Genomic DNA, 13,560 nt, shown 5'->3' with positions numbered 1-13,560 from the left:
TTTGGTACCGTGCTATTTTTTCTTTATTGTGCACTGTCTTTTGGCTGTTTCATCGTCAATGATATACGCTGTTTATCTAACTCAACTTTTTCTACCCATACGGTCACAACATCTCCGACTGAAACAATATCTCGAGGATGTTTAACAAACTTGGTACTCATTTTTGATAAATGGACTAAACCGTCTTGCTTTACACCAATATCGACAAACGCACCAAAGTCTACAACATTACGAACAGTCCCCTCAAGTTCCATTCCAACCAGCAAATCTTTCATTTCTAAAACATCTTGTCGTAATAAAGGTGCTGGCATATCTTCGCGCAAATCGCGACCCGGCTGTTTTAACGCTTCGACAATATCTTCAAGGGTTTGCTCACCAACTTCAAGTTCTTTTGCCAATTTTTTAACAGAAATCGCCTCTAGTTTATCCGTCGCCTCTTTACTACCTAGTTCTTCAAGGTCAATCTCTAGACGTTGCAACAACGCTTTAGTCGTATCATATGACTCTGGATGAATACTTGTATTATCTAATGGTGACTTTCCGTCTAAAATTCGTAAGAAACCAACCGACTGCTCAAATGCTTTAGGCCCTAAGCGCGGTACTTTTTTAAACTCATTTCGACTATTGAACGCCCCATTTTCCTCACGATAAGCTACTAGATTTTTAGCTGTCGCTTTTGTTAAACCTGATACATGCTCTAACAGTTGAGGACTAGCTGTATTAACATTTACCCCGACTTGGTTGACGGCAGTTTCGACCACAAAGGACAGCTGCTCGTTCAGTTGTTTTTGTGAAACGTCATGTTGATACTGCCCGACTCCCACTGCTTTCGGGTCGATTTTCACTAATTCCGCTAAAGGATCTTGTAAACGGCGAGCAATACTAACCGCACTACGTTCTTCTACTTGAAGGTCTGGAAACTCCTCTCTCGCCACTTCGCTCGCAGAATAAACCGATGCTCCTGCTTCATTTACAATCACATAGTAAACCGTTTCTTCTAGCGCTTTTAAGTTTTCTGCTACAAATTTTTCAGATTCACGGCTCGCGGTACCATTACCAATTGCTACCATTTCGACGTGATATTTTTTAATCAATTCTTGGAATTTTGTTGCAGCTTCAGCACGTTTGGCATGACTAGCTGGTTTATGTGGATAAATCACATCGATTGCTTCCACTTTTCCAGTTTCATCGACAATTGCTAATTTACAACCGGTACGATACGCTGGGTCAAATCCCATCACTACTTTTTTCTTTAAAGGTGATTGTAATAATAGGTGACGCAAGTTTTCGCCAAAGATATCAATCGCTTGCTGATCCGCTTGTTCTGTTAAATTACTACGTATTTCTCGTTCAATCGCTGGTCCAATAAAACGTTTATAACTATCCTCGTAGGCATTTCTGACATAACTGACAGCTGGACTTGATGTTTTATTTCCAATAAGTTGTTCGTCAAAATAAGCCATAACTTTCTCTTCCTCAACACTCACTGAAACTTTTAATATGTCCTCTTTCTCACCACGATTCATAGCTAACACGCGGTGCGAAGCCACTTTAGCTACCGGTTCTTGATGATCATAGTACATTTCATATACTTTCTTCTCATCTTTTTCGACTTGTTTCCCCTCTGTTACCAAGACACCTGTCCGCTCAGCAAAGTTTCGTAGCCATTGACGATATTTAGGCTCATCGCTAATCGTTTCAGCCATGATTTCATGTGCACCGCTTAAAACGTCTTCTATGGTCGTCAATTCTTTTTCTTCGTTAAAATACTTCTGTGCTTCTGCTTCTACTTCTGCTTGATTTGGCAATGATAATAACCATTCTGCCAATGGCAATAGTCCTTTTTCTCTGGCAATCGTTGCTTTCGTACGACGTTTTTGTTTGTATGGACGATACAAATCTTCTAATTGTTGAAGTTTCGTCGCTTTTACTATCTCACGCTCTAACTCTTCGGTTAATTTACCTTGTTCATCGATTAAACGGAGAACTTCACTTCTTCTTGTTTCCAAGTTTTCAAGGAAACGATGACGTTCTAATATTTCTTGAATCGCTACTTCATCTAGACTACCTGTCATTTCTTTACGGTATCGTGCAATAAACGGAATTGTATTGCCTTCTTCAATTAGCGACAAGACCGTCTTCATTTGTTTCATTGCATAACGGTTATCTAACTCTTGCATCAGCAAGTTCATAATTTGTTGATTTTTATCTTTTGACATACTTTGTTTCTCCTTCTCAACCATGACATTTTCTGCTATTTTATGGTAACATACTTTCTCTTTAGACACACATCATTCCATTTAACCCTACAAAAAAACGTGACAACCGATGATTGTCACGTTGACTGTGCTCATAACTATTGGTTTTCATTTTGGAAATTTAATTGAATACCTGGTTGATCTAATGCAATCTCTGTTACTTCATATGTTAGACGCTCAATCATCGAGAATAACGGCTTCATTAATTCATCTAACTCTGCAGGTTCTAATTCATCTGCAGTTTTAATTGTACGATGTAAAACCGTTACTAATTGGTTAACTGCACCAGTTAAAGCAAATTGTTCAAAGACCACTTTGAAAACAACGCGAAGACCTAGTACGCTATCACGATCATGTTTAAAGTTTGGCTCTTCAGACATATCTATCGGTTTAATCTCTACACGAATTTCTGTTTCGCTATCTGTTTCTTGATGATAATCATAGTGAAAAGCTTCCACCATCTCTTTTTGTCTAATAATTTCCATGACTAATCTCCCTATCCATCACAAATTACTCTTAATTCTTAAGAGTTTTCACTTCTCTATTATATCATGAATTATTTAAAAATGCGTTTAAAATTCCTAGGATAACAAAAAAGACAGAAAGTTAAACTTTCTGTCTTACGTCCGAATAGATGTTGCGATATTTAAAATGGTTTTAAGCGTGAATAGGTAATCCTAACGCCATTTCAGCTGTATCCATAACAGATTCTGCTAATGATGGGTGAGAATGAATTGTTAAAGCAATATCTTCTGCATTCATACCAGCTTCAATTGCTAAACCTAATTCCGCAATAATGTCACTTGCGTTAATTCCTGCTACTTGTGCACCGATAATAACATTATCTTCTTTCGTTGTCACAAGACGTACAAATCCTTCAGTTTGGTTCAATGAAAGCGCACGACCGTTACCACCAAGTGGGAATTTCGTAGCTTTTACATCTAAGCCTTCTTCTTTAGCTTGTTTTTCAGTGTAACCCACTGTTGCTAATTCAGGATCTGTAAATGCCACTGCTGGCATACCAATATAGTCAACGGCTACAGGTTTTCCAGCAATTGCTTCTGCAGCAATTTTTGCTTCATAACTAGCTTTATGTGCTAAAGCAGCGCCTGGTACGATGTCTCCAATAGCAAAGATAGATTCAACGTTTGTACGTCCTTGTTCGTCTACCATTACTAGACCACGGTCGTTCATTTCAACGCCCGCTACTTCTAAACCAAGCTCGTCAGTGTTAGGACGACGACCAACTGTTACCATCACGTAATCAGCTTCGATTGATTGCTCTTTACCGTCTGCTTCATAAGTTACTGTGACGCTGTCGCCATTGTCTACAGCACCTTTAGCCATAGCATTTGTTACGACTGTCATACCTTTTTCTTTGAATGATTTTTCGACTAAACGAACCATATCTTTTTCAAAGTTAGGAATAATTTGTGGTGAACCTTCTAAAATAGTCACTTCTGAACCTAAGTTAGCATAAGCGCCACCTAATTCAGCACCGATGACACCGCCACCGACAATCACTAATTTTTTAGGTACTTCTGTTAAGTTTAATCCGCCTGTTGAGTCGATAATGCGACCACCGAATTTAAATCCTTTAATTTCGATTGGACGACTACCAGTTGCAACAATCGCATTGTTAAATGAGTAAGTTTGTGCTTCGTCACCGTGAATCACACGTAAGTTATGTCCATCGATGAAGAATGCTTCCCCATTTAAAATTTCAACTTTATTTTTCTTTAATAGGAATTCAACACCTGATGTTAATTTGTTAACAACAGTATTGTTTTTCCAGTTTTGTGTTTGTTCAAAGTCTAGAGAGACTTTTTCAGTTTTTACACCAAAAATTTCTGAATCTAAGGCTTCTTGATATTTGTGTCCGGCACTAATAAGTGCTTTTGAAGGAATACATCCTACGTTTAAACAAACGCCTCCGATATATTCACGTTCAATGATCGCAACTTTCTGTCCCATTTGTGCTGCACGAATTGCTGCAACGTATCCTCCTGGGCCAGCTCCAATTACGACTGTATCTAGTTCAATTGCGAAATCTCCAACTACCATTCAAGAATCATCCTTCCATTAATAATAATTCTGGATCTGCCAACAATCTCTTAATATTGTTCATTGCACTTTGAGCTGTGGCACCATCAACGATTCGATGATCGAAGCTTAGAGATAATTTCATAACGCGGCCTACTGCTAATTCTCCATCTTCGTTTACGATTGGCTGTTGTTTGATAGTTCCGACACCTAAAATAGCAACTTCAGGGTAGTTGATAACTGGAGTAAACCAAGCACCGCCTACAGACCCTATGTTACTAATTGTAACCGTTCCATTGCGCATGTCAATAGCTGAAAGTTTTCCTTCATGAGCTAAAGCTGCTTTTTCGTTAATTTCATCAGCAATATCAAACATACTCTTCATGTCGGCATGTTTTACGTTTGGTACGTATAAGCCGTGATCTGTATCAGTTGCGATACCGATATTGTAGTAATGTTTGTAAACCACTTCATCTGTTGCATCGTCAATTGAAGCATTTAAGATTGGGTATTTTTTCATTGTTGCAACAAGTGCTTTAACAACATATGGTAAGAAAGTTAATTTTGTATCGCGACTTGCAGCGACATCTTTAAATTTCTTACGGTGATCCCATAATTGTGACACTTCAACTTCATCATGCAATGTGACATGTGGGGCTGTGTGTTTGCTATTTACCATTGCTTTAGAAATAGCCTTACGAGTCATTGTCATTTTCTCGCGTGTTTCTTGTTCAGCAATGCCAACAAATGGTGTTGCTGGTTGTGCTGCTTCTTTAGTTGCTGCTGGTTTTTCTTCAGTTGCTGCTGTTGCTTCTGGAGCTGCTACTGATGATCCGCCTGCTGCAAATGTATCGATATCTTCACGTGTCACACGACCTTTTTTACCAGTCGGTGTCACTAAAGTAATATCCACACCTTTTTCACGTGCATATTGACGCACTGAAGGCATCGCTAAAACGCGTGTTGAAGGTTTACCTGTAGGCTCAGATGAAGCTGCTGCTTTTGGTTGAGCTTCTGCTGCAACTGGCGCTTCAGGTGTTGCTCCGCCTGCACTTGGAACGCTGTCGTTGTGACCAGGTGCATCAATTTCGATTAGCACGTCACCAACATTCGCGACTGTCCCTTCTGGTACAACAACATTTACAACCGTCCCTGTTACAGGTGATGGGATTTCTTCTACTGATTTATCGTTTTGAACTTCAAGCATTGTGTCGTCTTCGTTAATAGTATCGCCAGCTTTGACAAACCATTTAACGATTTCGCCTTCTGCAATCCCTTCACCGATATCTGGAAGTTTGAATTGGAAAACAGCTTTCGCTGCACCTGTTTCTGCAGGAGCAGCTGCTTCTACAGCAGGAGCTTCTTCTTCATCAGATTCATGTCCCGGTGCATCGATTTCGATTAACACGTCACCCACGTTAGCAACTGTTCCTTCTGGTACAACGACCTTCAAGACTTTACCAGTCACAGGTGATGGGATTTCTTCTACTGATTTATCATTTTGGACTTCTAACATTGTGTCGTCTTCGTTGATAGTGTCGCCTTCTTTAACGAACCATTTAACGATTTCGCCTTCTGCGATTCCTTCACCAATGTCAGGTAGTTTAAATTTAAACGCCATTATTTAACTCTCCTCTTCTATTCAAATTAGAATTCGTAAATTTCACGGACTTTTTCTTCGATGTCGTTAGCATTTGGTAACCATGAGTTTTCTGCTTGACCAAATGGATAAACTGTATCAGGCGCTGAAACACGTCCGATAGGCGCTTCAAGAGATAAGATAGCACGTTCAGAAATTTCTGATGCAACTTGTGCTCCTACACCTGCTTGTTTTTGAGCTTCTTGTACAACTACTACACGACCTGTTTTTTCAACAGAGGCAATAATTGTTTCAACATCTAAAGGAGCGACTGTACGTAAATCAACAATTTCTACTGAGATGTTTTCTTTTTCTAATTTATCAGCGACTTTAATCGCTTCACGAACCATAGCACCGTATGTAATAACAGTGATGTCTGATCCTTCGCGTGTAATAGCTGCTTTATCTAAAGGAACTGTGTACTCTCCTTCAGGAACTTCTTCACGGAATGAACGATATAGTTTCATATGTTCTAAGAATACAACAGGGTCATTGTCGCGAATAGCTGAAATTAAAAGACCTTTTGCATCATATGGGTTACTTGGAATCACTACGCGGATACCAGGTGATTGTGCAATTAAACCTTCTAAGTTGTCTGCGTGCATTTCTGGTGTATGTACACCACCACCAAAAGGCGCGCGGATAGTAATAGGTAAGTTACGAGTACCACCCATACGGTAACGTGTACGTGCCATTTGACCAACAATTTCGTCAAATACTTCAAACACGAAGCCAAAGAATTGAATTTCTGGAACTGGACGGAAGCCTTCTAAAGCTAAACCAAACGCCAATCCACCAATACCTGATTCTGCTAACGGTGTATCAAACACACGCTCTTTACCATGTTTTTCTTGTAAGCCTTCAGTTGCACGGAAAACCCCACCGTTTTTACCAACGTCTTCACCGAAGATTAGGACGTTTTCGTCTTTACCAAGTTCTAAATCGAGTGCATCTGTAATGGCTTGGATCATTGTTTTTTGTGCCATGCTTATTTCGACTCCTTCGCTTTGTAGATTTCAATTTGTTCTGCAACGTTTTGAGGTGAATTTTCAAACATATGCTCTAAGAATTCAGACACTGTTTGTTTTGGTGCAGCGTCAGCTTCTTTAATAGCTGCTGCGATTTCCTCTTTTGTTTTTTCGATAATTTCTTCTTCTTTTTCTTCAGACCATAAACCTTTTTCAGTTAAGAAAATACGGAAACGGTTTAATGGATCACGTTTTTCCCAATAGTCTTCGATATCTTGTGTACGGTAACGTGTTGGATCATCACCTGAAAGTGTATGTGGTCCGTAACGATATGTTAATGTTTCAATTAAAACAGGACCATTACCTGCAACTGACCATTCTCTTGCATGTTTTGTTACAGCATAAACTGCTAACGGGTCCATACCGTCTACTTGAACACCTGGGATACCAGCTGCTACTGCTTTTTGTGCTAATGTTTCAGCGGCTGTTTGAACTTCACGTGGTGTTGAAATAGCGTAACCGTTGTTTTGAATGAAGAATACAGCGTTAGCTTTATAAGCACCTGCAAAGTTAATTCCTTCGTAGAAATCCCCTTGTGAAGAACCACCGTCACCAGTGTAAGTGAACGCGACAGCGTCTTTTCCACGTTTTTTAAGTCCTAGCGCTACTCCAGCTGCTTGAACGATTTGTGCTCCGATAATAATTTGTGGAGGTAATGCTTTTAAGTCCTCAGCGAATTTACTTCCATCTATATGTCCACGTGACCATAAGAAAGCTTCTTTTAGTGGTAAGCCGTGTTGTACAAGTTGTGGAACATCACGGTAACCTGGTAATAAGTAATCTTCTTTTGTCATTGCAAAATGACTTGCTAATTGACTTGCTTCTTGACCAGCTGTTGGTGCATAGAAACCTAAACGACCTTGACGGTTTAAAGCTGTTGAACGTTGGTCTAATACACGTGACCATACCATTCTTGACATTAACTCTACTAATTCGTCGTCAGATAAATCTGGCATCAAATCAGGATTTGTCACTTTCCCGTTTTCGTCTAATACTTGTAGTGTCGAAAATTCTTTGTTGATGTTTTTCAACTGTGCTTCGAAATCAAGCTGTTTAATCTTTTTCTTCGCCATTACTACACATTCCTCTCTTATTTCACATATTAGTTGTCTTAAACAGAAAAGTTATCTGTATTACTTTTCCGCTTTCACATTCTCAATTTAACACGAGTAATTGGTAATTGCAAGTAATAAGTTTACATCTTGTGTAAATCATGTATATCTCAACAAAGTCCATCAAATCAAAGTTTGTGAAGAATTAGATAAACTGTGTAAGTGTTTTAAAAAATACAAGATTGTGTTTCTAAGCTGTTACACCACGACTATAACAAGATTAGTTTTCTGTTACACTTTCTGTTCTATTTATTATTTAATAATCGTTTTAAAAGAAAAAACTCTCAGAAAATTTCTGAGAGTTTCAATCTTATAACCATTCTTTATTCACTTTGATATAAATACGTTTTGCTATTTCAGTAGTCACGATATACGCTGCAACAATTCCAATCAACCATGGCCAATAATTGCTTGGTAGCGGCATAAAATCAAACCCGGTACGCAGTGGGGTAATAACAATTACTAAGCCCACGACAATAGCGAATAAACTAGAGATGAGCAGTGACGGACTTGCAATACTTTCGATAAATGGTAGTTTCTTCGTACGTAAGACATGAACGACTACAGTCTGTGTAATAAGCCCTACTAAGAACCAACCAGCTTGGAACAATCCTTGTTCAGCAACAGTATTAGCACCAAATATATGCCACATGATAAAGAAAGTTAAGATATCAAAAATACTACTTACAGGTCCTAAAATAACCGTAAATCTCAAAAGACTTCCCGTTTTCCAATGAACGGGTTTAATAATATCTTCTTCATCGACGTTGTCCCACGGTGTCGTTAACTGTGCAAAGTCATAAACAAGGTTTTGAACTAACAATTGAATGGACAACATAGGCAAGAACGGTAGAAACGCACTTGCGACTAACACAGAGAAAACATTCCCGAAGTTAGAACTGATGGTAATCTTGATATATTTCATCATATTACTAAAAACTTTACGACCTTCTAAAATACCGTCAGCCAAAACGTTCAGACTCTTTTCTAATAAAATAATTGAACTAGCATCTTTCGTAATATCCGCTGCCGTATCCACAGAGATACCAACATCGGCTTTTCTTAAAGCGGGAGCATCATTAATTCCATCTCCCATAAAACCAACAGTATGGCCTTTATTTTGTAAAACTTGGATGATACGTGACTTTTGCATTGGAGATAGTTTTGCAAATAAATTAATGCCTTCTGCTTTTTCTTGTAATTCTAAATCAGACATTTCTTCTAATTCATGCCCATTTAAAACTTTGTCAACTTCAATTCCGACGTCCGCACAGACTTTACGTGCGACTATCTCATTATCACCTGTTAGCACTTTTACATTGACACCATGTTCATGTAAAGATGAAATAGCGGATATCGCAGATTTTTTCGCTGGATCTAAAAATCCTACGTAGCCAACTAGAATCATTTTTTCTTCGTCTTCAATCGTATAGACAGGCTCTTGATGAACATCTTCTCTGTAAGCTACCGCAATAACACGCATACCTCGTTCATTCATTTCAACGTTGACTGCACGCATGGATTTTTCTAATTCTGGCGTGATTTCTACGACTTCACCATCTAATTCAACATGCGTGATGATTTCAGACATCTCTTCAACCGCACCTTTTGTTACCATTAATTGACGTCCATCTACTTCAGCCGCCACTGTTAAGCGACGTCGTGTGAAGTCAAATGGTAATTCGTCAATTTTGATAACTTCTTTAAACTCATGCTTTTCTGGGAACTTATCATAGTAATTAATGACAGCATGGTCTATTAAGTTTTTCCAACCTGTTTGATACTTTGAATTAAGATAAGCCATACTAAGAACGTGATTATCCATTTCACCTTTTGGATTCACATGCTCCACTAAAACAACTTTATCTTCCGTAATTGTACCGGTTTTATCTGTACAAAGAATATCCATAGCCCCTAAGTTTTGAATGGAGCTTAACTCTTTTACGATCACATTCTTTTTTGAAAGACTAATAGCACCTTTAGCAAGGTTACTTGTCACAATCATCGGTAGCATCTCAGGTGTTAAACCGACTGCTACTGCAATAGCAAAGAAGAAAGCTTGGTTCCAATCTCCTTTTGAAACACCATTTAAAAACAATACAACTGGGAAGAACACCGCTACCATGCGTAGCAACATTTTACTGACACGTGTAATTCCAATGTCGAAGGCGGTATCTCCTCGTTTTTCACTCGCGTTCTTAGCAATGTCACCGAAGAATGTATCTTCTCCTGTTTTTAAAATCAAGGCTTTCCCTTGACCACTAAGCACGTCCGTCCCCATAAACACTAAGTCTTGTAAGTCAAGCGCTGTTAAATCATCTTCTTGAATTTCTTCTTCACTGACACCTGAATAGACAAACTTTTCAACCGGCATTGATTCACCCGTCATGGATGACTGATTGACGAATAGGTCATTTGCCCAAATTAATTTAGCATCGGCTGGAATCATGTCACCTGTTGCTAAACTGACAATATCTCCTGGAACGACTTCGTCCATCGGAATCTCGATAACTTCGCCATCACGTGTTACCGCACAGGTGTTTTCAATCATTTCTTTCAATTCAAAACTTGCTTTCTGTGACCGATAATCTTGAATAAATTGAATCATGACACTTGCCGTAATCATAATTCCCATAATAATAGCAGCATCATGGTCGCCTGTTAAAGCTGAAACAACTAATAACAATGCGAGAACATAGACAAATGGATCTTGAAACGCGTGTAGCAATAATTTCCATGCTGGACGAGGCTTTTGAGCTGCCACCTCATTTGGACCAAATTCTTCCAACCTAAGTTTAGCATCCTCACTGGTCAGACCTTCTGGCGTCGTACGTAACTCCATCATCAATTCTCGATCAGAAAGTTTAACAAGTTTTTTTAACTCATTATCTTTTGATGATGCGCCAGAAAATGTTGGTTGTTTTCCTGCTTGTTTTTTTTCCATTTCCTCATCCCTTTCTTCGTTAGAACGTTTCTGTTAAATAAAACAAAAAATGCACTCTCGACACGAGAGTGCATTATAAATAACAACGTTATTCTATATAATACGCCAAATCTCAACGTCGAGTTTTAGCACTGAATGGCTTAGATAGTCAATAATCACTATCAGCTACATTAGAAAAAGCCTTGTTCGACAATTTCAGTTGACCCTAAAAAAACTCATCACAATATTCTCTCGATTATTGGAGGGCAGTAGCGTATTTCCAGACAGGAGCCTCACCTAACAGATTGTTCTATTTTTATCACACTTACTAGACTACATATAAAGATTCCTTTTGTCAAATATTCTATACAGCATGAATATGAATTTTTTAATTTTAAAAAATTAACCGACCATCACGTGCTCTTCAGGATAGCGTATCAATCCCTCATTGTTGCGTTGACGACCCGCGATTGATAATAAGAACGTGTACACTCCCACACGACCGATAAACATAAGTAACATAATGACAAACTTGCCTATCATCGTTAAATGGGGTGTTAAACCTAACGTGACGCCTACTGTACCAAACGCCGAAAAGACTTCAAAGGCTACATATTCGATACCAAATTCACGCGGTATTACTTCTGTTACAGATAGTAACGCAGTAGCGGTAATCGTAATGGTAACACATATAAAGAAGAGCGCAAAAGCACGCATGACAATTTCTTGCTTAATCGTACGATAGTGAAAAACTGTCCGATTCTTCCCTTTAATTGTCGCCCATGCATGAAGTAGTAGCACACCTAATGTTGATACTTTTAACCCACCTGCTGTCGAGCCAGAATTTCCGCCGACGAACATTAACATCATCGTTAGTAATAAACTAGCATGTGATAAATCCGCATATGGAATACTATTAAAACCTGCTGTTCTTGGTGTAACCGCAAGGAAAAATGTATTCACAATACGTTGAAACGGAGTTAATTGATCACTATATGCTTGTAAATTATTTTCGAATAGTAAAAACAATATAAAACTGCTGATTAAAATAATAATAGTCATACGCAATGTTAACTGAGTATGCAGAGTCATTTTACGGCGTTTGTACCAAGTTAACAAATCTCGCCAAACAACAAATCCCAGACCTCCGGCAATAATCAGACCACTAACCACTAACATAAAGTAGCTGTTAGTCCGCACTCCTTCTAAACTATTTCCAAACAAATCAAAACCAGCATTACAATAAGCTGAAATCGCATGAAAAACACTATATCCCAAACCATTAATTACACCATGCTTAGGGATAAAATAAAAAGAAAATAAAATCGTTCCAATCATTTGTGTCACAAATGAAAATTTTAAGACATACAATCCTAACTTCAAGACCCCTGAGTATTCACCTAAGTTTAAAGACTCTTTAAAAATTAATCGTGCTTGGAAGTTCACTTTTTTTCGCATAAACATGACCACGATTAGCGTCATTAACATGAAACTCATTCCGCCAATTTCTATCAAACACATAATCACAATACGGCCAAACAAACTCCAGTGAGCTGCCGTATTCACGGTGGTAAGACCCGTCACGCAAACCGATGAAGTCGCTACAAAGGCGGCATCTGACAAGTTCGTATGTCCTGAATTTGACGAAATCGGTAACGACAGTAAAAACGTACCGATGACAATTACCATTAAAAAACTTGCTGTTATAGCTTGAACAGGCGTAAAGCGATAATTAGCTTTAGGCTGTTTATTTTTCTTTATCACAAATATTCCCTCACCTTACTTACATTGTCTTACTATCGTTTAGTAGTGACTTCATAGTATACTGTATTTAAGAAAGATTCAATTCTTTCTTATAAATTACCCAATATCTGGAAAGGAGTGCCACGATGAACGTTATTGTTTTAGGCGGTAGTGGTTTTATTGGTCAGTCCGTCTGTGTCAAGCTAGCCGAACACGGTTTTCGTGTCACCAGTCTATCACGTTCTGGTGGTAAAAATGTTAAAGAAGAATGGAAACATCACCCTTCTATAACGTGGCAAAAAACAGATGTCTTTGATTTTTCTTCTTGGCAATCACTACTCTCTGCACAACCCGTCGTCATTAACTTGATTGGGTTATTAAAAGAAAATAAAAAAACAAATCAAACTTTCCAACGCTATCACGTTGACTTGCAGCGAGGTTTATTGCCTGTTTTAATCGAAAACGAGATACCTCACTATCTCTACTTGTCTGCTGCTGGAAAAAGTCCTTGGATGTCGCCTACGTACTTAACAACTAAGAAGAAAGCGGAAGCACTGATTACACAGGCTCCACTTCCATCTCTAATTATTCAATCAGGGCTAGTAGTTGACAAAGACCGACCATCGTCCTTGTTCTTTGGCTATTCTCTCGCAATCCTCAAATATATTCCATTTATTAGTCAAAAAGTCCAAAACGTCCTACCCATTACACGAGACGATTTGAGCTCACTTATCGTTAACAGTCTCATAAAAAAAGAAACAGGTATCATTCAAACCTTTAATAAAAAAGACCTTTCGCTTAAATGAAAGGTCTT

At 38.5% G+C, this 13,560-nt stretch carries 9 protein-coding genes and 1 riboswitch; of the genes, 1 reads left to right on the top strand and 8 read right to left on the bottom strand.

The features are described 5' to 3' along the window. Window positions 1–23: 23 nt before the first annotated feature. From M2919_RS00535 to M2919_RS00500, 8 genes are all read right to left on the bottom strand, one after another. Window positions 24–2,219 (bottom strand): Tex family protein, encoded by a 2,196-nt coding sequence (locus M2919_RS00535; protein ID WP_248848878.1) that lies wholly within the window; start codon window positions 2,217–2,219, stop codon window positions 24–26. A 137-nt stretch (window positions 2,220–2,356) separates the two neighbouring features. Next, complete coding sequence (locus M2919_RS00530) at window positions 2,357–2,743, bottom strand: DUF1149 family protein (protein WP_023605633.1); 387 nt, start codon at window positions 2,741–2,743, stop codon at window positions 2,357–2,359. A gap of 172 nt (window positions 2,744–2,915) precedes the next feature. Next, window positions 2,916–4,322: a dihydrolipoyl dehydrogenase gene (lpdA, locus tag M2919_RS00525; RefSeq protein ID WP_023605634.1), complete on the bottom strand. Its 1,407-nt coding sequence runs from the start codon at window positions 4,320–4,322 to the stop codon at window positions 2,916–2,918. Window positions 4,323–4,329: 7 nt separating this feature from the next. Then, a complete protein-coding gene (locus tag M2919_RS00520) occupies window positions 4,330–5,922 on the bottom strand; it encodes a dihydrolipoyllysine-residue acetyltransferase (RefSeq protein ID WP_248848877.1) in 1,593 nt (530 codons plus the stop codon). A gap of 26 nt (window positions 5,923–5,948) precedes the next feature. Then, complete coding sequence (locus M2919_RS00515) at window positions 5,949–6,926, bottom strand: alpha-ketoacid dehydrogenase subunit beta (protein WP_126763709.1); 978 nt, start codon at window positions 6,924–6,926, stop codon at window positions 5,949–5,951. Between the two features lie 2 nt (window positions 6,927–6,928). After that, window positions 6,929–8,041 (bottom strand): pyruvate dehydrogenase (acetyl-transferring) E1 component subunit alpha, encoded by a 1,113-nt coding sequence (gene pdhA, locus M2919_RS00510; protein ID WP_248848876.1) that lies wholly within the window; start codon window positions 8,039–8,041, stop codon window positions 6,929–6,931. Between the two features lie 349 nt (window positions 8,042–8,390). After that, entirely contained in the window at window positions 8,391–11,024 is a 2,634-nt protein-coding gene (gene mgtA, locus M2919_RS00505; protein ID WP_248848874.1) for a magnesium-translocating P-type ATPase, read from the bottom strand. A 103-nt stretch (window positions 11,025–11,127) separates the two neighbouring features. Further along, window positions 11,128–11,315: riboswitch (M-box (ykoK) riboswitch) on the bottom strand. Between the two features lie 90 nt (window positions 11,316–11,405). Next, complete coding sequence (locus M2919_RS00500; protein ID WP_248848873.1) at window positions 11,406–12,767, bottom strand: TrkH family potassium uptake protein; 1,362 nt, start codon at window positions 12,765–12,767, stop codon at window positions 11,406–11,408. Window positions 12,768–12,892: 125 nt separating this feature from the next. Between M2919_RS00500 and M2919_RS00495 the strand changes: the two genes are divergently transcribed. Beyond that, window positions 12,893–13,552, top strand: a complete 660-nt coding sequence (locus M2919_RS00495; RefSeq protein ID WP_248848872.1) for an NAD-dependent epimerase/dehydratase family protein — start codon at window positions 12,893–12,895, stop codon at window positions 13,550–13,552. Window positions 13,553–13,560 lie beyond the last annotated feature (8 nt).

This window comes from Vagococcus lutrae (assembly GCF_023299185.1).
Lineage (GTDB): Bacteria > Bacillota > Bacilli > Lactobacillales > Vagococcaceae > Vagococcus_A > Vagococcus_A lutrae.
Note: the sequence above shows the minus strand (reverse complement) of the source record. Positions and strands in the feature narration are given on the sequence as shown.

Bases quoted from the DNA above. Each gene is read 5' to 3' on its own strand.
- M2919_RS00535 (WP_248848878.1), bottom strand. From the start codon at position 2,219: ATGTCAAAAGATAAAAATCAACAAATTATGAACTTGCTGATGCAAGAG.
- M2919_RS00530 (WP_023605633.1), bottom strand. From the start codon at position 2,743: ATGGAAATTATTAGACAAAAAGAGATGGTGGAAGCTTTTCACTATGAT.
- lpdA (WP_023605634.1), bottom strand. From the start codon at position 4,322: ATGGTAGTTGGAGATTTCGCAATTGAACTAGATACAGTCGTAATTGGA.
- M2919_RS00520 (WP_248848877.1), bottom strand. From the start codon at position 5,922: ATGGCGTTTAAATTTAAACTACCTGACATTGGTGAAGGAATCGCAGAA.
- M2919_RS00515 (WP_126763709.1), bottom strand. From the start codon at position 6,926: ATGGCACAAAAAACAATGATCCAAGCCATTACAGATGCACTCGATTTA.
- pdhA (WP_248848876.1), bottom strand. From the start codon at position 8,041: ATGGCGAAGAAAAAGATTAAACAGCTTGATTTCGAAGCACAGTTGAAA.
- mgtA (WP_248848874.1), bottom strand. From the start codon at position 11,024: ATGGAAAAAAAACAAGCAGGAAAACAACCAACATTTTCTGGCGCATCA.
- M2919_RS00495 (WP_248848872.1), top strand. From the start codon at position 12,893: ATGAACGTTATTGTTTTAGGCGGTAGTGGTTTTATTGGTCAGTCCGTC.